The sequence below is a fragment of the Sphingomonas sp. genome (assembly GCF_036387595.1).
In the GTDB taxonomy this organism is placed as follows: Bacteria; Pseudomonadota; Alphaproteobacteria; order Sphingomonadales; family Sphingomonadaceae; genus Sphingomonas.
In genome coordinates this window covers 1-20,823 of the sequence record NZ_DASVTL010000088.1, presented here as the reverse complement: position 1 = coordinate 20,823, position 20,823 = coordinate 1, and the positions used below count along the sequence as shown (strand labels likewise).

Here is a 20,823-nt window from a genome sequence, read left to right as displayed (position 1 = left end):
GTAGTGCCCGCAATGTCGCCAGATCATGGCGATCCCACCCACCATCACCGCGCTGATCGACGGCGTCATCGGCCGCGAAGGCGGCTATTCCGATCATCCGGCGGATAAGGGCGGGCCGACGCGCTGGGGCGTCACCGAAAAGGTCGCGCGCGCCAACGGCTATCGCGGCGACATGCGCGTGTTCCCGCGCGATCTGGCGTTTGCGATCTACAAGCTGCTGTATTGGGATCGGCCGCGGCTGGGGATGGTGGCGCAACGCTACCCGGCGGTCGCGGCCGAGATGTTCGACACCGGCGTCAACATGGGCGTCGGCGTCGCCGCCGAGTTTCTCCAGCGCGCGCTGAACGCGCTCAATTCGGAAGGCGCGCACTACCGCGACGTCGTGCTCGACGGCGACATCGGGCTGGCGACGCTCGACGCGCTGGACGGGTTCCGCAAGCGGCGCGGCGACGAGGGCGGCGAACGGTTGCTGGAGGCGATCCGCTCGCTGCGCGGCGCGCGGTACATCGAAATCTGCGAACTGCGCCCCGCCAACGAGGCGTTTACCTATGGCTGGTTCAGCCGGATGGTCGAGATGGCCAAGGCGATCTTCCGGTGAGGACGCTGCCGATCCTCGCCGGGGCGCTGAGCCTGGCCGCCTGCGCCACGATGCGCGCGCCCTCGACCGCGCAGCTCGATCGCGTCCAGGCGCGCTACGACCAGGTCAAGGCCTTCGCCGATCTGCTGCTGCCGTACCTGCCCGAGCATCGTGCGGCGCGTGTCCGTCTGGCGGGTCGCGTCGCCGATCGCGCGCTGCTCGCCGCGCGCGTTGCCACGACGATCGCGGAGCAACGCGCGGCGCTCGCGCGGGCCGAGGCGGCGATCGGCGGTGTCGATGATGCCATCGACCGCCCGTGAGCAGGCGGTGAGCCGCATGACCGGCACCATCACCATCCCCGGCCCCGAAACGCTCATTCTCTTCGGCGTCCAGGTCAAAGTGCTGTCGGCGATTTTCGGTATCGGCGGCGTGCTGCTCGGCCATTTGATGGCGCCGATCCCGGCGCAGCCGCTGGGCTGGCGCCGCCAGTCGGCGGTGGTGATCGCGGGTGTCCTGCTGGCGGTCGCGCTGACCATCGCGACCGGGCAGCGACCGCTGGTCGTGCTGGGCTGGGCGATCGGCATAGGCTTCGCAGGCATCACCGTATTCCAGACCTGGGGGGCGCAGGCCGCGTCCGCGGCGCGCAAGGTCGGCAGCGCCGCGCTCGACGATCTCTCCGACCGCCTCGACGCGCGCAAGGACGCACCATGACGCTCTCCTATTCAGACATCCTCATCACCGTGATCATCGTCGCGGTCGTGCTCTACGCCGCCCACCGGCTTGGTCAGGTCAATCCGGTCGGCACCGGCAAGCTCGCGCGCCGGCTGTCGGCCGTAGAGTTGAAGGTAGCCGAGCAGGGCGAGAAGATGGACGGCTTCGACCGGTCGCTCGTCTCGCTGGTCGGCAGTTCGGCGGACACGGCGCGCGGCGTGGAAGCGCTACGGCTGGAACTGGCGGGCGACCGCGGCTTGACCGAGCGTACATGGTCCGCGGTCGATCGACTCCAGCTGTTCTTTATCGAGGACTCGTTCAAGCGGAGGGCCGATCAGTGACCGCAATCGGGGCCGGGGCCAACTTCTACGACTATACGATGGGTCACGCGCGCCTTGCGATCCTGCGCGCGCTGACCGAGGCGGTGCAGCACAGTACGAACGACAGCATCCTGGCGATGCTCATGGAACAACTCGGCCTGCCGGTGACACGCGACCAGCTGCGCGGGCAGCTCGGCTGGCTGGAGGAGCAGGGACTCGTGCGGCTGATGCGACCGGCCGACAGCCTGGTCGTGGTGACGCTGCGCGAACGCGGCGCGGACGTCGCGCTGGGGCGGGCGGTCGTGGACGGCGTCCAGCGCCCATCGCCGGGCCGTTGAGGAGGTGGGAGAGATCATGAGCATCGACGATCGCGTCGCCGCGGATGCGCGGCTGATGATCCTGCGCTGGCTCGCAAACCAGGTGGACGGCCGCGCCAGCGACGTCGTGCTGGCGCGCGTGATCGACGCTTATGGCGTGCGCCGGTCGCGCGACTGGCTGCGGACCCAGATGCGGGCGCTGGCCGAGCTGGAGGCGGTCAAGGTCGAGATGGTTGACACGGTCATGATCGCCACGCTGCGCAAGGCGGGCCGCGATCATGTCGAGCGGCGCGGCGTCATCGAGGGCGTGTCGCGCCCCGCCGACGAGGATTGATGCATGGCCCGCTCGCACGCGCGTCGGGGCTGGCGGTCCACCCAGCCCGATCCGGCGCTGATCGGCCCGATGCTGCGGCAAGCTGGCTTCATCGGCAGCGACAGCGACCCGACGTCCGTCCGCGCCTCGTTCGACGCGGACGGGCGACCGCGCCGTATCCATGCACGTTATGCGGAAGGCTGGACCTGCGCGATGCATCTCTCGATCGACGGTTCGTATTCGCTCAGCCAGTCGATCCGGATGCGCGTATCCGGAAGGGTGCCCGCATGAGCGGCTATGCATCGACCTGGCCTGATCCAGGCGGGCCGCGCCGGCGGCTGGCGATGTGCATGGACGAGACCGACGCGCAAGTGGTCGGCGTCAGTCGCAGCGATCTTGCTCTCATCCTCAATTGGTTTGACGGGTTCGATGATCGGGTCAGGTCTCTGGCCGAGATCGGCTTCGTCCAGCGCGTCGCATCACTGGCCGACGCTCATGCCGAACTAGGAACGCCCGACCACCAGCGTTGCCTCGGCGCAACCGTCCAGGATGTGCGCGTGCTGGCTGACTTCCTAGCATCCTCGTGCGAGGAAATTGATGTTCATCCGATCATGGCGCGCTTCGAACGGGCCGGGGCAGCCTTGTGCATCCAACTCGACTCGCGGACGGAAAGTGGTGGTCGGCCGGCCGTGGAACACGAGGTGCCGTCTTGACGGATGACCGCCGCGAGGGCCGCGGACGGCTGTCGTCGATCGACCTGCTGCCCGACGATGCCGAACCCGACATCATCTGGGCGCTGGAGCAGCTGCGCGAGCGCGCGATGCCGCAGAACGCCATCGTGGACGCGTTCAATTCGCGGCTCGCCGATCGCGGGATCGCCGGCGTCAGCAAGTCGGCTTTCAGCCGCTGGTCGGTGCGCAAGGCGATCCAGTTCCGGCGGCTCGACGAAGTGCGCGCGATCACCAGCGACGTCGTCAGCGGTCTCGGCACCGACGGTGCCGACCAGGTGACGGTCGCGGTCGCCGAGATGCTGAAGGTCGCGATCTATGAAGCGCTCGAAAGCGGACCGCCCGACCCCAAGTCGATCATGGAGCTGAGCCGTGCGCTCGGCTCGGCGGTATCGGCGCAGAAGACGTCGGCCGACCATCGCCGCAAGCTGGAGGACCAGGTCAAGGTCAAGGTCGAGCAAGCGGCCGATCGTGCTGGCGATGCGGCGCGTGAAGCCGGTCTCAGCGTCGAGCGCGCTGCGGACCTGCGGCGCCAGGTGTTGGGCGTGAGGACGTGACGCTCGGCAACAAGGTCGTCGGTGCGGTGTCCGGAATGGCGATTGCCGCGGCTGCATGCGCTGCGCCGGCACCCGTCCTGTCACGCAATGCGGACAGCCTACCGGTGGAGATGCCGCGCGGCGCCGAGTTGCCGGACGACCACGATCCGCTCGCCGAGGGCATCCTCATGGCCCACCAGCTTGAGTGGATCGAGGACAAGTCCGACCTCAAGCTGGGCGAAAAGGGGCGCCGCTGCGGCCTGACCTATGCCGAAGCGCTGGACGACACCATCGCCGCTGCATCGTCGCGTTCGGCCGGCGGCGACAACGTGTTCTACATCGGCGACACCAAGGACAAAGGCCGGGAGTTCATCGGCTACGTCGCCCACTTCGCGCGCATCGTCGCGAAGGAATTGGTCCATGTCGAAGAATTTCTGTTCGAAGATGAGCTGGAGGACGGCACTTCTCGGATGATCTCGGCGTACCGGGTACGGTTCGCGTCCGGGTTCAGGATCGAGGCGCTGTCGTCGCGGCCCGAGAATATTCGCGGTCTTCAGGGCATCGTCGTGATCGACGAAGCGGCGTTTCACAAAGACGTTCGGGCCGTGCTCGATGCGGTGAACGCTCTGTTGATCTGGGGTGGCAAGATAAGGATCATCTCTACCCACAACGGCGTCCTCAATCCATTCAACGAGCTGATCCGCGAAGCCAAGGCCGGCAAGGTTCCCTTCAGCCTCCACTTCGTGCCGTTCGCCAAGTCGGTGGCCAACGGCCTGTACAAGCGCGTGTGCCTGTTGCGCGGGAAGGAATGGTCGCCCGAAGCCGAGGCGGCGTGGGAAGCGCAGATCAGGTCGGCCTATGGCGTCCGCACCGCGCAGATGCACCAGGAACTGGACGCGATCCCGGCGGATGCGGAAGGCTCGGCGCTGACCCGCGTCGCGATCGAGGCGGTGGCGGATAGGGCAATCCCGGTCGTCCGCTGGTTTCTACCCGATAGCACGAAGTCGGCCGAGCCTGCGGTGCGCGACGCGGTCGTCCGCGAATTCTGTCGCGAGAAGTTGGCGCCGGTACTCGCCACGCTCGACGCCGATCGCCGCCACGATCTCGGCTCCGACTTCGCGCGCACCGGCGACGCGGCCAGCACCGTCGTCACCGAACTCGGGCGCGACCTGGCACGGCGCGGGCGCTTCGTGCTGGAGATGCACAACGTCCCCTTCGAAATGCAGCGCGACGTGCTGTTTTTCGTCCAGGACCGGCTGCCGCGCTACGGGCACGGCGCCTTCGACGCCGGCGGCAACGGCGCGTACATCGCCGAGGTCTCCAACCAGCGCTACGGCGCGCGGATCAGCGAGATCAAGCTCAGCCAGGAATGGTATCGGGTCAACGGCGGGCCGTATGTCGAGGCGATCGGCGATCGGACGGTGACGCTGGCGGGCGACGAGGACGTCATGCGCGATCACCAGGCGCTCAGCTATGTCGGCGGGGTCATCCGGGTGCCCGACGACATGCGCTACAAGGGTGAGGACGGACTGACCCGCCACGGCGATACGGCCATCGCCGGTCTGCTCGCCTGGTTCGCCTCACGCCAGGGCGCGGCCGAATACGGCTATGAGCCGGTGCGGGTCGGCCGATCCATGATGACCGAGGATGCGGACGACTGGGGCGGTCCCGACGACGAGGGCGCGCGGGGCTGGTGGCGGGCACCACTCGGCGCGCAAATCCGGTGACGCCGCAGAACGGCCCAGAACGCCGCGTGGCCCCGCCAGCCGCCTCATCATTGCCCGAACCATGCGACCCCGCTTCTTACGGCCTCTTAGCGGCCTCTAACCGCCCATTCGAAGGATGATCCGATGACCGGCACACGTCCGGAACTTGTCGACCACCGCGGCCAGCCGCTCCGGCGCGACGTGCTGACCCAGGACATCGCCGGGCCGACGCTGGCGGGCGTGCGTTCGCCGATCAGCGGCTATCCCGCGGACGGGATGAACCCGGTGCGCCTGGCCAACATCCTGCGCGCCGCGGACCAGGGCGATCCGCTGGCCTATTTCGAGCTGGCCGAGCAGATCGAGGAACGCGACCCGCATTATCTGGGAGTTCTCGGCACGCGCAAGCGATCGGTCAGCCAGATCGACGTGACCGTCGTCGCGGCGTCGGACGATGCGCAGGACGTCGACCTGGCGGACATGGTGCGCGAATGGCTCGACCGCGACGAGCTGGCGGACGAGACGTTCGACATCCTGGACGCGACCGGCAAGGGCGTCAGCTACACCGAGATCATCTGGGACTTCAGCGAAGGCCAGTATCGCCCGGCGCGGCTGGAGTGGCGCGATCCCCGGTTCTTCCGCTTCGATCCAGTCGACGGGCGCACGCCGCTGCTGCGCGGTGGCGAGGACGGTATCGCCGGTGGTGGCCTCGTGGACACGCCGCTGGCGCCGTTTAAATTCATCAGCCACACGGTCAAGGCGAAATCTGGCTTGCCCGTCCGATCGGGGATCGCACGGGTCGCGGCGTGGGCGTGGATGTTCAAGGCGTTCACCCAGCGCGACTGGGCGGTGTTCGCGCAGACCTATGGCCAGCCGATCCGCATCGGCCGGTTCGAAAGTACCGCGAGCGCGACCGACAAGGCGACGCTCTGGCGCGCGGTCGCCAACATCGCCGGCGATTGCGCCGCGCTGGTGCCTAAAGGAATGGAGATCGAGTTCATCCAGGCGCCTAACCTCGGCGCCGCGTCCGATCTGTATGAGAAGCGCGCCGACTGGCTCGACCGGCAGATTTCGAAACTGGTCGTCGGCCAGACCGGCACGACCGACAGCAAACAGGGTGGTCTCGGCGACGGCGGCAACAAGGTCCATAACGACGTCCGCGAAGACATCGAGGTCGCGGATTGCAAGGGACTGGCCGCGACGCTCAACCGCGATCTCGTGCGGCCCTGGGTCGATCTGGAGCGTGGGCCGCAGCGCAAATACCCGCGGATCAAGATCGAGCGGCCGAAGACCGAAGATCTCCAGCGCCTTTCCGAAGCGCTCGCCAAATTGGTCCCGCTCGGCCTGCGCGTCCAGCAATCGGAAATTCGCGACAAGTTCGGCCTGGCCGATCCGGACGACGGCGCCGAGCTGCTGCACGCGCCTGCCCCCACCACCCTGACCGCGCCGATCGGGGCGGTTTCGCTCCAGTCGCAGCAGCGCACGCCATCCCCGGCCGAGCAGATCACCGAGCGGATGGTGGCGGAAAGCCTGCCGTCGATCGACGGGTGGCTGGGCGATCTCAAGGCGATGATGGCGGCGGCGGGGAGCCTGAGCGAGCTGGGCGAGATGGTGCGCGCGGCCTATCCTCAGCTCGATTCCGCGAGCATCGTCGCGACGTTGGGCGACGGGTTCGCTGCGGCCGGTGCCGCGGGGATCAGCGATGCCGCGGGTTCGGGGGAGCAGATGGGTGGCAGCTGACCAGCCGAGTGGTCTATCCGGCGTACTCCGGCGGCCATTCCGTGAGCAGGTCGCGTTCTTTCGCCAGAAATTGGGCAAGCTCGTCCCGACCAGGCGCTGGGACGATCTGACCGGCGCCGCGCACGACACGGCCTTCATGGTGGCGGGCGCGCAGAAGGCGGACCTGCTCGCCGACCTCGCGGCTTCGGTCGATCGCGCGATTTCGGAGGGCAAGAGCCTAGACGCATTCCGCAAGGATTTCGACGCCGCGGTCGAGCGGCACGACTGGCACGGCTGGACCGGCGAAGGGACGAAGGCCGGGCGCGCGTGGCGAACGCGGACGATCTACAAGACGAACACCTATGTGGCTTATGCCGCCGGCCGGTTCGCGCAACTGACGGCGGACGATTGGAAGTTCTGGGTGTATCTCCACGGCGGGTCCGAGGATCCCCGCCCCGAGCATGCGGAAGTATTCAATGGCATCATCCTGCCGCCGGATCATCCGTTCTGGGAGAAATTCTATCCGCCGTCCGATTGGGGGTGCAGCTGCTACGTCGTCGGCGCGAACACCCTTGCGCAGGCGAAGCGGCTCGGCGGCGATCCGACGAAGAAGCTGCCCGAGGGTTGGGGCAAGCCCAACCCTGCGACCGGTGAACCGGCCGGCATCGGCAAGGGCTGGGGTTATGCACCGGGCGCCGGCGTGGTGGATACCGTCAATGCCGTTACCAGGAAGAGCAGCGGCTGGCATTACGATCTGGCCAAAGCCTTCATGGACTCTGTGCCCGACGATGTTCGGGATCAGCTCGCCCGGAGTTACCGGACGCTGCCCTCGGTCGCCGACGACGCGCGGCGCTACGCCAAACGCGTGCTGGATGGCGTCGAGACGGATAACGACCCACGGCGGACGCTCGGCCCGTTGACCGGGCAAGAGGCGATCGAACTTGGCGATCTGCTGGAGTTCAAGCTCGATCGCTTCGACTGGTCGATCGCGCCATCCGGGGTGCGCCACGTCAAAAAGAGCCACGGCGACGATGGGCAGCAGCAGTTGCAGGGCCAGCGCGGCGTGACGGCCGATGACTACGCCAGGTTACCCGAGATCATCGCAGCCCCATCGTCGATTCGCAGACTGCCCGACAGCGATCTGGGCGAACAGCTGATCGAACTCACCAAGCGGATCGACGGCGATCTGTACGCGGCGGTATTCGCCGTATTCGGCAAGCGCCGCACGCTCACGCTAAAGACGTTCTTCATACGGCCTGGAAAGAAGTGAGGCGCGTCCCCGAGCTACGTCCGCAACGGCTCCGAGCCTTTCGCCCAGCGCACCGGTGCCCACACCTCACGATCGGAGCATAAGCATGATCAAGCTGGAGTTCAACGCGGCGTCCGTGTTCGAGCAACTCGACCGTGCGCGCGCCACGCTCGGCGATATGACGCCGATCCACAAGGGCGTCGCCGAATACATGGTGACGGCTACCCGCAATCGCTTCCGGTCGTCGACAGCGCCTGACGGAACGAAGTGGCGCGCGAAGAGGCCCGCGACTCTGGCAGCCTATCTCGCCCGCGGCGATGGCGACAAAACCAAGCCGTTGATCGGCCCAAGCGGCAGGCTCGGCAAGGAAATAGTCAAGCTGGTGACGCGCGACGCGGCCGAGATCGGGTCTGCGGAAGAATATTCCGGCGTCATGCAGAACGGCGCCAAGAAGGGCGCGTTCGGCAAGACGCGGACGGGAAGCCCCGTCCCCTGGGGTGACATTCCGGCCCGTGTGTGGCTCGGCATCTCGGCCGACGACGAGCGCAACATCCTCGACATCGTGGACGAACATCTGAGCGAGGCGCTGGGCGACTAGCCGCGACCTTTTTCGCTCGCTAAGCCACGCCTGAGAAGCCTCTGATAATCGCCTGATGCCCGCCGCGGCGGGCATGTTTCGCGGCCCCCGGCCCATGCACATGGGGCTGGTGAAAGGCTCCACCCCCGTCCTCTGCTCGTCGATCGCGTTGCCGGACGGCGACGTGCCCGAATGGTTGCATCTGCTGCCCGCGGGTGCGGTGCGGACGATCGACGGCCGTGGTCCCTACACGGTGCGCGATGCGACGGCGCTGATGGCGGCGTCGATCGCGGGCGGCAAGCTGCCGCTCGACGAGAACCACGCCACTGATCTGGCGGCGCCCAACGGCGGCGCGGCGCCGGCGCGGGGCTGGATCGCCGAACTGCAAAGCCGATCTGATGGCATCTGGGGTCGTGTCGAATGGACCGGCGCCGGGCGCCGGATCATCGAAGACCGCGAATATCGCGGCGTCTCGCCGGTCATTCGGCACGACAAGGGCGGGGCGATTACTGCGATCCTCCGCGCCAGCCTCACCAACACACCGAACCTCGCCGGGCTGACCGCCCTGCATAGCGTGGAGAATACGATGGATTTCAAGGGGTGGCTGATCGAGGCGTTGGGCCTCGACGCCGATGCTGCCGACGACGCGATCGTCGCGGCGATGAAGAAGGCGATGGCGCCCAAGGCCGATGCCGTCGCGCTCCAGTCGGCGCTGGCGCCGATCGCTGCGCTGGCGGGCGTCGCCGCCACGGCGGACGCCGGCGCGGTCCTCGCTGGGGTCCAGCGGCTGAAGGATGGCGCTGGCGACGAGAATGCGACGATCGTCGCGCTCCAGTCCGAGCTGGCGGGCGTCACGACCAGGCTGAACACCGTCATCGACGATGGTGCGCGCAAGGATGCGACCACCTTCGTCGATGCGGCGATCGCCGCGGGCCGGGTCGGCGTGAAGCCGATGCGCGACCGCTACATCGCGCTGCACATGCGTGATCCCGAGGAGGCCAGGGCGATGATCGGCGCGATGCCCGCAATCAAGTCGGGCGCGACGATCACCGGCGAGCCTGCGCCTGGCGCCGACGGTCTCGGTGCGGCCGACGTCCAGGTCATCCAGCTGATGGGCCTCGACCGGGCCGAATACGCCAAGGCGCTCGGCGCCGATAAGCAGGAGATGCTCTGATGGTCGCGCTTACCGCAGGTCGCAATACGCCGGCGCGATACGACGGCGTCGAGCATCATCCGGTGAAGGGTGGCGTGACCATCTTCGCGGGGGCGATCGTCGCCCTGGATGCCGCGGGGTGGGCGATGCCGGGCCAGCCCGGCGTCGGCTTGATCGCCGTCGGTCGCGCCGAACATGCGGCCAGCGCGGTGACCAACGGCGAGCGCAACGTGCGCGTCCGGCGCGGCACGTTCCAGTTCGCCAACTCGGCCAGCACCGACGCCATCACCCGCGCCGAGATCGGCGACCCGGCCTATGTCGTCGACGACCAGACGGTCGCCAAGACGAACGGCAGCGGCGCGCGATCGGTCGCTGGCATCATCCGCGACGTGGACGCCCAGGGCGTCTGGATCGAATTCTAAGGGGCATCCAGAGACATGATCATCACCTCCGCCGCCCTCGGCGCTTTGCGCGTCGGCTTCAGCACCCTCTTCTCGAAAGGACTCGGCAGGGCTTCGTCCCAATACGAGAAGTTCGCGACGATCGTTCCATCGACCACCAGGGAGCAGCGCTACGGCTGGCTCGGGAAAATCCCGAGCGTTCGCGAGTGGCTGGGCGCGCGCGTCGTTCAGAACATTTCCGAGAGCGACTATTCCATTCGCGAGAAGAAGTGGGAGCTGACCGTCGGGGTCGATCGCGACGACATCGAAACCGACAATTTGGGCACCTACGCACCGCTGTTCGAGATGATGGGGGAATCGACCGGCGCCAAGTGGGACGAGCTGGTATTCGGCATGTACAAGCTCGGGTTCCAGCTCCTCTGCTACGACGGCCAATACTTCTTCGACACCGATCACCCGGTGCTCGATGTGGATGGCGTCGTCACTTCCGTGGCCAACACGGATGGAGGGACCGGGCCTGCATGGTTCCTGCTCGACAATAGTCGCGTGCTGAAGCCTATCATCTTGCAGAAGCGCAAGGATTTCAACTTCGTCGCCAAGGACAAGGATACCGACGACAACGTCTTCGGGCTGAACGAGTACGTCTATGGCGCTGACGCTCGCGCTAACGTCGGCTACGGATTTTGGCAGTTTGCCTGGGGTTCTAAGCAGCCGCTCACACCCGATAATTACGAGAAGGCGCGGGTCGCCCTCATGGAGATGAAGGGCGACTACGGCCGCCCCCTTGGCCTCAAGCCTGACACCCTGGTCGTGCCTCCACGCTTGGAGCGATCGGCGAACAAGATCATCAAGAACGAGAAGGGTCCGAGCGGCGAGGACAACGAGTTCCAGGGCACGGCGAAGGTGGAGGTCGTGGCATGGCTGGCATGACCCCGACGAACCGCCGCGGTCGCCGCGCCGCCGCCGCGACCGTTCCGGCGGTCGCTGCGATCGAACCTGCGGTTGAAGCCGCGGCCGAGCGCGCAGCGATCGAGCGTGTTCCTGGCGAACCGGCTGCGGGCGCACCGGTGCCCGTGCCGGCAGCAGACCTGCCGGCGGTGGACACCGCGGTGCTGCCCGAGCCGACGCTGATCGCCGAACCCGGCGAGCCGCTGCCGATCGTCACCGCCTCGCCGATCCTGGCGGCCGAGCCGAGCGCGCTCGACGTCGTACAGGCGGATGCCGCGGCCGAGCGGGTGGCGGCGGGCATGGAGCTTGCGCCCGCCGGCGATGGTCCTCATCCGGCCGCGGCGGGGCAACCGACGCTGACGATCGAGGGCGCGACCGCGGACGGCGTCGCGCGTGCGCTCGACAGCGCGTCGAGCGAAATGCTCGACAGACGGCGTGCCATTGTCGGCGAACGCCGCGATGACGTCGACCGCTTCGACGATCTTCCGTCGCTCGACGAACTACTGGCCGATCTTGGCGTCATCATGCGCCGCGATCCCGAGGCCTATTGGATCGTGCGCGATCAGCTGCTGGCCGACGAACAGCCCGGTGATCGCGTGGCCCCGGCCGCGGAGGCGACGCCGGCGACGGTGACCGTGATCGAAGTCGTCGGGCCGCCGCAGGGCCGGCGCCGTGCCGGCCTGACGTTCGGGCCGCAGCCGCGGCGTTTCCTGGCCGGCGAACTGACCGAGGACGACATCGCCGTGCTGCGCGCCGATCCGCTGCTCGCGGTCGGCGTCAGCGAGGTTGCCGAGGCCGACGCACTCGCGCCGATCGCCGCGGGCGGCTGATGACCTATACCTCGCTCGATCGGCTCGCGCGGCGGTTCGGCTCGACGATGCTGGTGCAGCTCACCGATCGCGGCGCAGTGGCGACTGGCGTGGTGGACGTCGCCACGATCGACCAGGCGCTGGCCGATACCGATGCGGTGGTCGATGCGTCGCTCGGCGTCCGATACCGGCTACCGCTGGCGGCGGTGCCGCCGCTGGTGGCGGACATCGCGCTGTCGATCGCGATCTACAAGCTGCACGTCGTGCGGCCCGACGAGAAGATCGAGCGGGATTACGACCAGGCGCTCAAGGATTTGCGCGAGCTGGCGGCGGGGACGAAGAAGCTGGACGTCGCCGGGATCGAACCAACGACGTCGGACCTGGGCGGCGTGGTGACCAGCGACCGCGAGCGGATGTTCACCAACGAATCGCTTCGCGGGTTCATCTGATGCGGGCGGCGGTCACCGAGCGGCTGGAGGCAATCCCGGCACTGGCCGGACGCGTCCACGGCGCGGCCAAGCTGGCGGACCTGACGGAGCGCGGCAGTGCAGCCCAGGTCGCGCCCGCCGCCTTCGTGCTGCCGCTGGGTCTTCGCGCCGGGACGCCGGACGCGGTGACCGGGCTGTTCCGCCAGTCGCTCGACCGGCTGGTCGGCGTCGTCCTGCTCGTCCGCAACCTGGGCGATGCGACCGGCGAGAAGGCGCTCGTCGATCTCGATCTGCTGATCGAGGCGGTGATCCAGGCACTCGCCGGCTGGGGGCCGGACGACGCGTTCGGGGTCTTCGCGCTCGCGCGCGGCGAACTGTTCAGCATCGCCGCGGGCACCATCACCTACCAGCTCGATTTTTCGATCGAGGACCAATTGAGGATCGTGAGACCATGAGGAAACAGACTGCCGAGACGCGGCCCGCCGAGGTGCCCGAAGGTCCAGGCGACGCGGCCGAAGCCACGTCCGACGACGCCCCGGCGTTCGACCCGGCCCACCAATGGCCGTCCGAGGGCGGCTGCTACGTCCGCCAGACGGACGGCTCCCTGACGCGCGAGGACTGACATGGCCGATCCGATCAAATGGAAGTCGAAGTACGTCCTGGTGAAGCCCGAAGGTGCCACCTACGGGACCGACGCGGTGCCGACCGGGGCGGCGAACGCGGTGTTGCTAACCGACGTCCAGCTCCAGCCGATGGAGGGCGAAGAGGTCAGCCGCAATCTGGAGCTGGCCTATCTCGGCGCGCAGGAGACCTTCGTCACCGCGGTTCGCGCGGTCCTCACCGGGTCGTTCGAACTGGTGGGATCGGGCACCGCCGGCACCGCGCCGTCCTGGGGCGCGATGCTGCGCGCGTGCGGCGTCGCGCAGATCGTCACCGCGGGCACCTCGGTCGAATATGTGCCGGTCAGCGACGATCACGAGAGCGTCAGCGTCTATTTCGGGATCGGCCCGTCGCGTCACATCCTGCTCGGCGCGCGCGGCACCGCGGTCATCACCGTGAATGCTAACGGCGTGCCGGTATGCCGGGTCACCCTGACCGGGCTGTTCGTCCTGCCCGCCGACGCGGCGCGGCCGACCGTCGACCTGACCGGGTTCCAGCTGCCGCAGATCGCGACGAAGGCGAACACGCCCGGACTGACGATCGGCGGGGTGCCGTTCGTCATGCGCTCTTACGAACTCAACCTGGGCTGCGATGTCCAGGCGCGGATGCTGATCGGCGCCGAGCGGATCGTGATCGTCGATCGCAACGAGACGCTGCGGACGACGGTCGAGGCCGTGCCTTACGCCACGTACAACCCCTACAACCGTGCCCTGCTGAACACGCGCACCGCCGTCGCGCTCGATCACGGCACGATTGTGGGCAAGCGGGTGAACGTCGAGACCGCGCAGGCGGTCCAGCAGCGGCCCGGCGGAATCGAGAACAACCAGAACGTGGTCGAATGGTCGCTCGGGTTCGTGCCGCTGCCGGCCGCCGGCAACGATCAGTGGAAGATCACCCTTACCTGAGAGGACTGACGCGATGTTCGTGATGGATGATAATCCCGAATTCGAAAAAGAGACGACCGGCAACCTGCCGGGCGACCAGGGCGAGCCGTTCTCGTTCCGCGCGCGCTTCGTGGCGCTGGGCGCGGCCGAGCAGAAAGCGTTCGACCTGACGAACGAGGAGGGCACCGCCGATTTCCTGCGCCGCACGCTGATCGGCTGGGACGATATCGTCGATGCGGAGACGGGGCTGGTGCCGTTCGGCGAAGCGGCGCGCGAGTGGCTGATCGACAAGGCGTACACGCGCGGCGCGCTCGTGAAAGCGTATTTCAGCGGGATTTATCAGAGCGCCTTGGGAAACTGAAGGAAGCCGCGCGGTGCTGGGCATTGGGCGGCCCTTCGGATTTCAGCGAAGCGGCCGAGGATGCGGCCGACCTCGGACTGGACGACATCGCCGGTCAACTCGCCGGCCTGACCCCGCAAGGATTCGCGGTGTGGCCGGACAACATGGCGACCGTCGATGCGTGGCTGGTGGTCTGCACCCAGTGGCGGGTGACCGCGATGGCGAACGGCCAGGTGCTGTGGCTGGGGCTGGATTACGCGTCGGCCAAGGTGGGGCTGGACTGCGCGGACACGGTCCTGACCGCCCAGCAATGGGCGAACCTGCGCATGATGGAGCGCGTCGCCTCGGCGGCGCTGAACGGCAACCGGTGAAGGGAATGATGGCGTGACGCTCAAGACATCGCTGATCATCACCGGCGATGCCTCGGTCGCCAGGAAGGAAGTCGAGGCGCTGAATGCGTCGGTCGACAAGCTCGCGGGCACGGCCAAGGCCACCGCCGCGCCGGTCGCGCAGCTCGACAAGGCGCAGCAGGATGCGGCGAACTCGGCCGCAGCCGCAGCGACCGCCGCGGCGCAGCTCGGCGACGCGCAGGCCAAGACCGCCGGATCGGCGCGCGATCTCACCGGATCGACCGACGCTGCCAAGGCGGCGCAGACGGGCGGCGCCACCGCGTCGCGCGCGGCGGCCGATGCGCAGCGGGGTTATGGTGAAGAGCTGGCAAAGGCTGCGGGCGAAAGCCGCAACCTGGTGGCGGCGAACGATCAGGTCGCGGCCAGCACGGCCGCGGTCGAAAAGCAGCTCGCCGCAATCGAGACCGCGCAGGCGGCGGCCGCGGGCGGCGCCGGGGCGCATGCGGCGGCGGCCGAAGGGCTGCAAGGCGAGATCAAGGCGATGGTCGCGCAGATCGCGGGCGGCGCGACGGTGTTCGAAGCGATGGCCGAGCGCGGCGGATCGTTCGCGACGGCGCTGGGCGAGGTGGCGCAGGCGTCGGTCACTGCCAAATCGGGGATCACGGCGGCAGGCGACAGCGGCCAGAAGGCTGCGGTCGATCTCGGCGGGCTGGGCGACACGGTGGTCGACGTCGCGGGCAAGGCGACGGGCATGGGCGGCGCGCTGGGGTCGGCCGCCGCGATCCTGGGCGGGCCGTGGGGCGCGGCGATCGGCATCGGCATCAACCTGCTCGGCGGGTTCGCGGCCGGGCTGATCGAGGGAGCGCTGGAATCGGACAAGCTGGCATCGAGTAGCCTCTCGCTGGTCGATGCGCTGGACAAGCAGAAGTTTGCCACCGACGCCGGGCGCGAGGCGATCGAGGCGTATAACGAGCAGCAGGACAAGGCGCGTAAGAGCAACGAGCTGGCGCATCGTGATGCCCTGCGCAAAGCCGAGGACGACATCGGCGAAGCGATACGCACCCGCGAGAAGACGAAGGCGTTGCTGGAGCAGGCCGCGGTCGAAGCGGGAGCGGCGCAGCAGGCGGCAACCGGCGCGGGCGTCTCGGTCGATGCAGCCGAAATCTACGCTCCCTACTTGGCCGATCTGAAGGCCCAGATCGCCGCCCAGAACAAGGAAATTGCGACCCTTCAGCAAACGCGTCGTAACAAGCTGATCGAGGTCGGCAGATCGAACGGAGAGGCCGCGGCGGATCCAGCCAAGGCAATCGACCTCAAATACGATCTCCAGCGCCAGCAGGCCGAAAAAGCCGCCGCGTCCAACACCAAGCTGGCGCGCACGATCGACGATACGGTCGCCGCGATCGAGCGCCGGCGCATCGCCGACAAGAAGGCCTATGACGAGAGCCAGCGGCGCGCGGCCGCGGTGCCGAAGGGCGCCGCGCTCGGCAATCAGATCGAGGCGGGATCGGCGGCGTCGATCCTCGCCACCGCCGAGCGCTATCGGGGACTGAGCGAGAAGAGCGGCGGCGATCGTGCGCAGCTGCGCGACCTGTTCAAACAGGCGGGAGCCAACGTCGATCCGACGATGGTGGCGTGGTGCGCCGCGTTCGTGAACAGCGTGCTGGCCGCCAACGGGGTCAAGGGCACGGGCAGCCTGTCGGCGCGCTCGTTCCTGGGGTTCGGCCAGGCCACCGACAGCCCCAACAAGGGCGATGTCGTGGTGTCGAAGCGCGGCAGCGGCGGCCAAGGCCATGTCGGCTTCTACCAGGGCACCGATGCCAAGGGCCGCGTCCTCGTCCTGGGCGGCAACAGCGGCGACAAGGTGGCGACGCAGGCGGTCGCGCGCAGCGACGTGCTGGGGTTCCGGCGCGCGCCGAGCGCGGCCGACAGCTACAAGGACGCGCAGAAGGCGGCGGGCGATGCGCAGAAGGCTGCCGCCGATGCGGCCGAGCAGCAGCGGCGCGATCTCGATCAGGTGATCGCTAAGTATCTGCCCGCGACCGCCGCTGCGAAGGAGTATGCGGACGAGCTGGCGCGGATCGACACGCTCGCCAAATCCTATGACGGCAAGACCGCGACGTCCGGGCTTACGTCCGAGCAGGCGACGGCTGCACGCACCGCGTTGAAAGCGGCGAACGAGAAGCGCGTTGCCGAGATCAACCTGACCCCAGAAGCCAAGGCGGCCGACGACGCCAGGAAGTCGATCGACGGGGTGATCGCGTCGCTCGGCCGAGAACTGGCGGCACGCCAGGCGCTCGATCCGGTTCAGCGCGCGATGGCGCAGCATCAGGACGAACTCGCCAGGCTGAACGACGCGGAGCGGGCGACGGCGGAAGCCAAGTTGCGGACGCTCTACCAGCAGGACGGTGCGTATAGAGCGGTGGAGGAGGCGACGCGCGCCGCCGCCGACGCGCAGCGGCAGTTCCGCGACATGGCGCTCGACGCGTTCGACGCGATCGTGCTGGGCGGCGAGAATGCGGGCAAGGTCATCGACCGGCTGGCGCAGACGATCGCATCGGCAGCGATCGAGGCGGCGGTGCTGGGCACCGGGCCGCTCGCGGCGCTGCTCAAGGGCGGCGGCACCGCGGCGCCGGCGGCGGCGGCGGCGAGCAACGGGGCGGCGCAGGCGACCGCGGACCTGGTCGGCAAGACGGTCGGCAAGTCGGTGGGCGATCGGCTGGACGGCGTGTTCGGCAAGGGCAACGGCGGCAAGGCGCTCCAGAATGCCGGCTATGGCTATACGGCAGCGAGCATCGTCGGCGGCAGCGGTCTCGCGGGTGGGTTGGGCGGTACGATCGGCGGGGAGATCGCGGGCAAGTTCCTCTCGAAAGCGCTGGGCAGTTTTGCAGGGCCGTTCGGCGCGATTGCGGGCGGCGTGCTGGGCGGGGTCGTCGGCAAGCTGTTCACCTCCAGCAAGTCGGGGTCGGCGACGATCGGCGCGGTGGGCGGCCAGGCCGGGATCACGGGAACCGGCGGTAACAATGCCGCGCTGACCAAGGCCGCGAGCGGGCTTGCCGGATCGGTGAACGATTCGATCGAGTCGATCATCGACCGGCTCGGCGGCTCGCTAGGCAGCTATGCAGTGTCGATCGGCCAGCGCGACAAGAAGTTCGTGGTCGATGAATCGGGCCGCGGATCGACCAAATACGGCAAGGCGAACGACGGCATCACCGCCTATGCTACCGCGGAAGAAGCTGCGGCGGCCGCGCTGATCAACGCGATCAAGGATGGCGCGGTGGCTGGCGTGTCCCCAGCCATCGCCAAGGCGATCCAATCGTCGGCCGACGTCAACAAGGCGCTGGCCGAGGCGGTCAAGGTCCAGGAGCTGGAGTTGCTGATCGGCGGCGTGAACGCGCAGATCGACAAGGCCTTCCGCGATTTCGAGGCGCAGGCCAAGGACCGGGTTCGCATCGCCACGACCTATGGGTTCGATGTCGTCGCGATCGAGAAGCGCAACGGCGAGGACCGGGTGAAGCTGGCGCAGCAACTGGCGACCAGCCAGGTGGGATCGCTCCAGAAGCTGATCGAGGAGATGACGCAAGGGTCGCTGTTCGAGGGTTCGGCGCTCGACAAGATCACCGCGCTCAACACCGCGATCGACAAGGCCAAGGCGGACCTGGCCGCGGGTGTCGATGGCGCGGGCGATACGCTGACCGACCTGTATCAGAAGCGCCTGACCGCCTCCAAAGAGGCCTATGGCACGACGTCGGGCTTTGCCGCCGACCGCACCGCCACGCTGGACGAGGCGCGGGCCGCGGTCGCGGCGACAAATGCGCGGATCGTCGCGGCGCAGGCGGCCAAGCCGGTCAGCGACCCGGCGCTGACGACGACCAACGCCACGCTCGATGAGATGAGCGACCAGAACGCCCGTATCATCGCGGCGTTGGAAGCCAACAACGCGCTGATGGCGCGGCTGGGCGGCAGCGGCGGGTCGGCCACGTTCAATCTCGCGCGGGTAGCGGCGGTCTGATGGCCGCGTCGGTGATCCTGATCGAGGCGACGCCGCGCGACCCCGCGACCGGCGCCGCCGTCACCGTGCGGCTCGCGGGCGGCGGTGCGTCGGTGCCCTACCTTTATGGCGGCGAGCATTGGCGCGCCGGGATAGCCAGCCTGCCGAATTCGGTCGCGTCGCTCGACTTCGACGGCGAGCAGCTCGGCGGGGGCGGCGTGGCGCAGGCGCTGGAGGTGCGCTGGTCGCCCGCGTCGAATGCCGCGCTCGCCGAACTGGCGTCGCTGTTCTGGACCGATGCGCCGGTCACCGTGCGTATCGGTGCGGAGGGCGAGGCGATGCCGCCGGTGGCGACGACCGGCCTGGTACTGGAGACCGCGAGCGACGGCGGGGCGCTGCGCATCGTGCTGGCGGACAAGACGACGGACCTGAAGCGGCCGCTGCTGGTCGACCGCTATGCCGGCACCGGCGGCATCGAGGGGCCGGTAGAATTCGAAGGCGCGATCAAGACGCGCGCCTGGGGCCGGTGCTTCAACGTCCCCGGCCGGGAGATCGACAGGGCGAACAACATCTGGTGCTTCGGCGATCCCCGGCGGGCGTGGGACGCCTTCGTTGCGGTGCGCGACATGGGTGTTGGGGCGGCGCCGGCGGCGCTCACGACGCTCGGTTGGCAGAGTTCGCCCGAGGCGACCTTTGCCGCGCTCCAGGGTGCTGCCGCGATCGACGGCGGCGGGGTGCTTTGCGCCTCGATCGCGTGCGTGAAGTGGTGGACCCAGCCGGCGGGCGACCTGCGCGCCGACATCCGGGGCGAGACCGCTGGCGGCTATGTCGAAACCGCGCCGGAGATCGCAGCGCGGATCGTGGCCGCGCGATCGACGCTGGGGTTTGCGCCCGGCACGATCGCCGCGTCGGCGGCAGCAAGGCCCGCCCCGTTCGGCTGGCGCGTCGACAGCGACGGCGCCACCGCGGCGGCCGAGATCAGCGAATTGCTCGGCGGCGTGTCGCTGTCATGGCCGATCGTCGACGATGCGGTCGCGTTTCGGGCATGGGACTGGACCGCCGCGACGCGCGTCGTCCGCAGCCAGGGGGTGACGCGCAGCCGGGTGTACAAGCCGGTCGCCACGCGCAAGCTCGGCTATCGGCGCAATTGGGCGCCGATGGCGCGGGGCGATCTGGCGGCGATCGTGCTGGCGCGCGACGTCGTCTATGACGGCGACACGTCGCTTGAGGATGCAATCACAGGGGCCGGCCAAACAGCCGACTGGGACAAGGTGGCCGATCCCACGGGCACGAAGCCCTCCGACAACGCCGACGTCACCGGCGAAAACACGGCCGCCGATACCGCTGCGATCGGCGGACGTCCGACCGCGACTGTGCTGAGCCAGATCGACCAGGCGATCGTCGACATAGATCTGGTGATCGCGCAGATCGCGGATCTCGATGCGGGCGAGGCCGGCGCCGCGATCCTGCAAGCGGCCGAAGCGGCGCGCGACGTGGCGATCACCGCAAAGGCGAACAGCGAAACCGCGCGCGACCAGTCGCAGGCGGCGCGCGACGCGTCCAACGCCGCGGTAGCGCTGGCCGAGCAGCTGGCGCAGGCGGCGGCACAGTCGAAGGTCGATGCGGCAGGCTTTGCTACGACGGCAAGCGGCCAGGCGACGATCGCGACACAGCAGGCGAACGCGGCCGGTCAGCATGCGGTGATCTCGACGGCGCAGGCGGACATCGCCACGACGAGGGCCGGCCAGGCGGAGGTCTTCTCGCAAAGTGCGGCGGTCAGCGAGAATAACGCGCTCGGGTCCAAGAACGAAGCGGCGGCCAGCGCACGCGTGTCGGCCAGCGCGAAGAACGCGGCGCAGGCGCTGCTGGATAGCCAGTTCCCGCCCGTTCTCGATCCGGTGGGACGCGCCAGCTATGAATCTCCATTCGGCTATTCGGTGGTCGGCCCCGATAGTGGCTGGCCAACACCGTATATAATCGCCGCGACGGCGCCGGATTTGACCGGTTTGCAATTTCGCCACCGCGCGCCGATCCCGCGCGTCGTCGGCCGCCGGTATCGGATGGAAACCTGGGTCTATAGCTATAACACCAACGCCCACTTCCAGTTCG

The 20,823-nt window shown here is 68.4% G+C and carries 25 protein-coding genes; all 25 read left to right on the top strand.

The features are described from left to right. The first annotated feature begins 25 nt into the window (after positions 1 to 25). A complete protein-coding gene (locus VF643_RS10035) occupies positions 26 to 598 on the top strand; it encodes a glycoside hydrolase family 108 protein (RefSeq protein ID WP_331043248.1) in 573 nt (190 codons plus the stop codon). Continuing rightward, positions 595 to 897 carry a hypothetical protein gene (locus tag VF643_RS10030; RefSeq protein WP_331043247.1) on the top strand — a complete coding sequence of 101 codons (303 nt, stop codon included), beginning with the start codon at positions 595 to 597 and terminating at the stop codon, positions 895 to 897. The genes VF643_RS10035 and VF643_RS10030 overlap by 4 nt, the downstream gene beginning before the upstream one ends. A gap of 16 nt (positions 898 to 913) precedes the next feature. Next, positions 914 to 1,288, top strand: a complete 375-nt coding sequence (locus tag VF643_RS10025) for a hypothetical protein (RefSeq protein WP_331043246.1) — start codon at positions 914 to 916, stop codon at positions 1,286 to 1,288. Further along, positions 1,285 to 1,629, top strand: coding sequence for a hypothetical protein (locus VF643_RS10020; protein ID WP_331043245.1), 345 nt, complete (start codon positions 1,285 to 1,287; stop codon positions 1,627 to 1,629). The genes VF643_RS10025 and VF643_RS10020 overlap by 4 nt, the downstream gene beginning before the upstream one ends. Beyond that, positions 1,626 to 1,946, top strand: coding sequence for a hypothetical protein (locus VF643_RS10015; RefSeq protein ID WP_331043244.1), 321 nt, complete (start codon positions 1,626 to 1,628; stop codon positions 1,944 to 1,946). Before VF643_RS10020 ends, VF643_RS10015 begins: the two co-directional genes overlap by 4 nt. A 16-nt stretch (positions 1,947 to 1,962) precedes the next feature. Beyond that, positions 1,963 to 2,259: a hypothetical protein gene (locus VF643_RS10010; protein WP_331043243.1), complete on the top strand. Its 297-nt coding sequence runs from the start codon at positions 1,963 to 1,965 to the stop codon at positions 2,257 to 2,259. A 3-nt stretch (positions 2,260 to 2,262) separates the two neighbouring features. Continuing rightward, positions 2,263 to 2,529, top strand: coding sequence for a hypothetical protein (locus VF643_RS10005; protein WP_331043242.1), 267 nt, complete (start codon positions 2,263 to 2,265; stop codon positions 2,527 to 2,529). Next, positions 2,526 to 2,951, top strand: coding sequence for a hypothetical protein (locus VF643_RS10000; protein WP_331043241.1), 426 nt, complete (start codon positions 2,526 to 2,528; stop codon positions 2,949 to 2,951). The genes VF643_RS10005 and VF643_RS10000 overlap by 4 nt, the downstream gene beginning before the upstream one ends. Further along, positions 2,948 to 3,523, top strand: a complete 576-nt coding sequence (locus tag VF643_RS09995) for a phage protein Gp27 family protein (protein WP_331043240.1) — start codon at positions 2,948 to 2,950, stop codon at positions 3,521 to 3,523. Before VF643_RS10000 ends, VF643_RS09995 begins: the two co-directional genes overlap by 4 nt. Then, complete coding sequence (locus tag VF643_RS09990) at positions 3,520 to 5,229, top strand: hypothetical protein (protein WP_331043239.1); 1,710 nt, start codon at positions 3,520 to 3,522, stop codon at positions 5,227 to 5,229. Before VF643_RS09995 ends, VF643_RS09990 begins: the two co-directional genes overlap by 4 nt. Positions 5,230 to 5,352: 123 nt before the next feature. After that, complete coding sequence (locus VF643_RS09985) at positions 5,353 to 6,945, top strand: DUF935 domain-containing protein (RefSeq protein ID WP_331043238.1); 1,593 nt, start codon at positions 5,353 to 5,355, stop codon at positions 6,943 to 6,945. Next, complete coding sequence (locus tag VF643_RS09980) at positions 6,935 to 8,194, top strand: phage minor head protein (RefSeq protein WP_331043237.1); 1,260 nt, start codon at positions 6,935 to 6,937, stop codon at positions 8,192 to 8,194. The genes VF643_RS09985 and VF643_RS09980 overlap by 11 nt, the downstream gene beginning before the upstream one ends. Before the next feature lie 85 nt (positions 8,195 to 8,279). Further along, entirely contained in the window at positions 8,280 to 8,771 is a 492-nt protein-coding gene (locus VF643_RS09975) for a phage virion morphogenesis protein (protein WP_331043236.1), read from the top strand. A gap of 55 nt (positions 8,772 to 8,826) precedes the next feature. Continuing rightward, positions 8,827 to 9,924 carry a phage protease gene (locus VF643_RS09970; protein ID WP_331043235.1) on the top strand — a complete coding sequence of 366 codons (1,098 nt, stop codon included), beginning with the start codon at positions 8,827 to 8,829 and terminating at the stop codon, positions 9,922 to 9,924. Further along, a complete protein-coding gene (locus VF643_RS09965; RefSeq protein ID WP_331043234.1) occupies positions 9,924 to 10,325 on the top strand; it encodes a hypothetical protein in 402 nt (133 codons plus the stop codon). The genes VF643_RS09970 and VF643_RS09965 overlap by 1 nt, the downstream gene beginning before the upstream one ends. 15 nt (positions 10,326 to 10,340) lie before the next feature. Continuing rightward, the gene (locus VF643_RS09960) at positions 10,341 to 11,234 is read left to right on the top strand and encodes a Mu-like prophage major head subunit gpT family protein (protein WP_331043233.1); all 894 of its coding nucleotides are present in this window, start codon (positions 10,341 to 10,343) and stop codon (positions 11,232 to 11,234) included. Further along, a complete protein-coding gene (locus VF643_RS09955) occupies positions 11,222 to 12,082 on the top strand; it encodes a hypothetical protein (protein ID WP_331043232.1) in 861 nt (286 codons plus the stop codon). Before VF643_RS09960 ends, VF643_RS09955 begins: the two co-directional genes overlap by 13 nt. Continuing rightward, positions 12,082 to 12,510 (top strand): DUF1320 domain-containing protein, encoded by a 429-nt coding sequence (locus VF643_RS09950; protein WP_331043231.1) that lies wholly within the window; start codon positions 12,082 to 12,084, stop codon positions 12,508 to 12,510. The genes VF643_RS09955 and VF643_RS09950 overlap by 1 nt, the downstream gene beginning before the upstream one ends. Then, positions 12,510 to 12,944, top strand: a complete 435-nt coding sequence (locus VF643_RS09945) for a phage tail terminator protein (protein ID WP_331043230.1) — start codon at positions 12,510 to 12,512, stop codon at positions 12,942 to 12,944. Before VF643_RS09950 ends, VF643_RS09945 begins: the two co-directional genes overlap by 1 nt. Further along, a complete protein-coding gene (locus VF643_RS09940) occupies positions 12,941 to 13,111 on the top strand; it encodes a hypothetical protein (protein WP_331043229.1) in 171 nt (56 codons plus the stop codon). The genes VF643_RS09945 and VF643_RS09940 overlap by 4 nt, the downstream gene beginning before the upstream one ends. A gap of 1 nt (position 13,112) precedes the next feature. Continuing rightward, the gene (locus tag VF643_RS09935; RefSeq protein ID WP_331043228.1) at positions 13,113 to 14,054 is read left to right on the top strand and encodes a hypothetical protein; all 942 of its coding nucleotides are present in this window, start codon (positions 13,113 to 13,115) and stop codon (positions 14,052 to 14,054) included. A 13-nt stretch (positions 14,055 to 14,067) separates the two neighbouring features. After that, positions 14,068 to 14,394: a hypothetical protein gene (locus VF643_RS09930; protein WP_331043227.1), complete on the top strand. Its 327-nt coding sequence runs from the start codon at positions 14,068 to 14,070 to the stop codon at positions 14,392 to 14,394. 23 nt (positions 14,395 to 14,417) lie between these two features. Next, the gene (locus VF643_RS09925; protein ID WP_331043226.1) at positions 14,418 to 14,744 is read left to right on the top strand and encodes a DUF1799 domain-containing protein; all 327 of its coding nucleotides are present in this window, start codon (positions 14,418 to 14,420) and stop codon (positions 14,742 to 14,744) included. 13 nt (positions 14,745 to 14,757) lie between these two features. Continuing rightward, positions 14,758 to 18,735, top strand: a complete 3,978-nt coding sequence (locus VF643_RS09920; RefSeq protein WP_331043225.1) for a TIGR02594 family protein — start codon at positions 14,758 to 14,760, stop codon at positions 18,733 to 18,735. Further along, a partial coding sequence (locus VF643_RS09915; protein ID WP_331043224.1) for a hypothetical protein occupies positions 18,735 to 20,823 on the top strand: 2,089 nt, incomplete at its 3' end. The genes VF643_RS09920 and VF643_RS09915, both read left to right, overlap by 1 nt.

What these genes read in the sequence shown, in the direction of transcription:
- VF643_RS10035 (WP_331043248.1), top strand. Translation starts at nt 26, where the DNA reads ATGGCGATCCCACCCACCATCACCGCGCTGATCGACGGCGTCATCGGC.
- VF643_RS10025 (WP_331043246.1), top strand. Translation starts at nt 914, where the DNA reads ATGACCGGCACCATCACCATCCCCGGCCCCGAAACGCTCATTCTCTTC.
- VF643_RS10020 (WP_331043245.1), top strand. Translation starts at nt 1,285, where the DNA reads ATGACGCTCTCCTATTCAGACATCCTCATCACCGTGATCATCGTCGCG.
- VF643_RS10010 (WP_331043243.1), top strand. Translation starts at nt 1,963, where the DNA reads ATGAGCATCGACGATCGCGTCGCCGCGGATGCGCGGCTGATGATCCTG.
- VF643_RS10005 (WP_331043242.1), top strand. Translation starts at nt 2,263, where the DNA reads ATGGCCCGCTCGCACGCGCGTCGGGGCTGGCGGTCCACCCAGCCCGAT.
- VF643_RS10000 (WP_331043241.1), top strand. Translation starts at nt 2,526, where the DNA reads ATGAGCGGCTATGCATCGACCTGGCCTGATCCAGGCGGGCCGCGCCGG.
- VF643_RS09985 (WP_331043238.1), top strand. Translation starts at nt 5,353, where the DNA reads ATGACCGGCACACGTCCGGAACTTGTCGACCACCGCGGCCAGCCGCTC.
- VF643_RS09975 (WP_331043236.1), top strand. Translation starts at nt 8,280, where the DNA reads ATGATCAAGCTGGAGTTCAACGCGGCGTCCGTGTTCGAGCAACTCGAC.
- VF643_RS09970 (WP_331043235.1), top strand. Translation starts at nt 8,827, where the DNA reads ATGCCCGCCGCGGCGGGCATGTTTCGCGGCCCCCGGCCCATGCACATG.
- VF643_RS09965 (WP_331043234.1), top strand. Translation starts at nt 9,924, where the DNA reads ATGGTCGCGCTTACCGCAGGTCGCAATACGCCGGCGCGATACGACGGC.
- VF643_RS09960 (WP_331043233.1), top strand. Translation starts at nt 10,341, where the DNA reads ATGATCATCACCTCCGCCGCCCTCGGCGCTTTGCGCGTCGGCTTCAGC.
- VF643_RS09955 (WP_331043232.1), top strand. Translation starts at nt 11,222, where the DNA reads ATGGCTGGCATGACCCCGACGAACCGCCGCGGTCGCCGCGCCGCCGCC.
- VF643_RS09950 (WP_331043231.1), top strand. Translation starts at nt 12,082, where the DNA reads ATGACCTATACCTCGCTCGATCGGCTCGCGCGGCGGTTCGGCTCGACG.
- VF643_RS09945 (WP_331043230.1), top strand. Translation starts at nt 12,510, where the DNA reads ATGCGGGCGGCGGTCACCGAGCGGCTGGAGGCAATCCCGGCACTGGCC.
- VF643_RS09940 (WP_331043229.1), top strand. Translation starts at nt 12,941, where the DNA reads ATGAGGAAACAGACTGCCGAGACGCGGCCCGCCGAGGTGCCCGAAGGT.
- VF643_RS09935 (WP_331043228.1), top strand. Translation starts at nt 13,113, where the DNA reads ATGGCCGATCCGATCAAATGGAAGTCGAAGTACGTCCTGGTGAAGCCC.
- VF643_RS09930 (WP_331043227.1), top strand. Translation starts at nt 14,068, where the DNA reads ATGTTCGTGATGGATGATAATCCCGAATTCGAAAAAGAGACGACCGGC.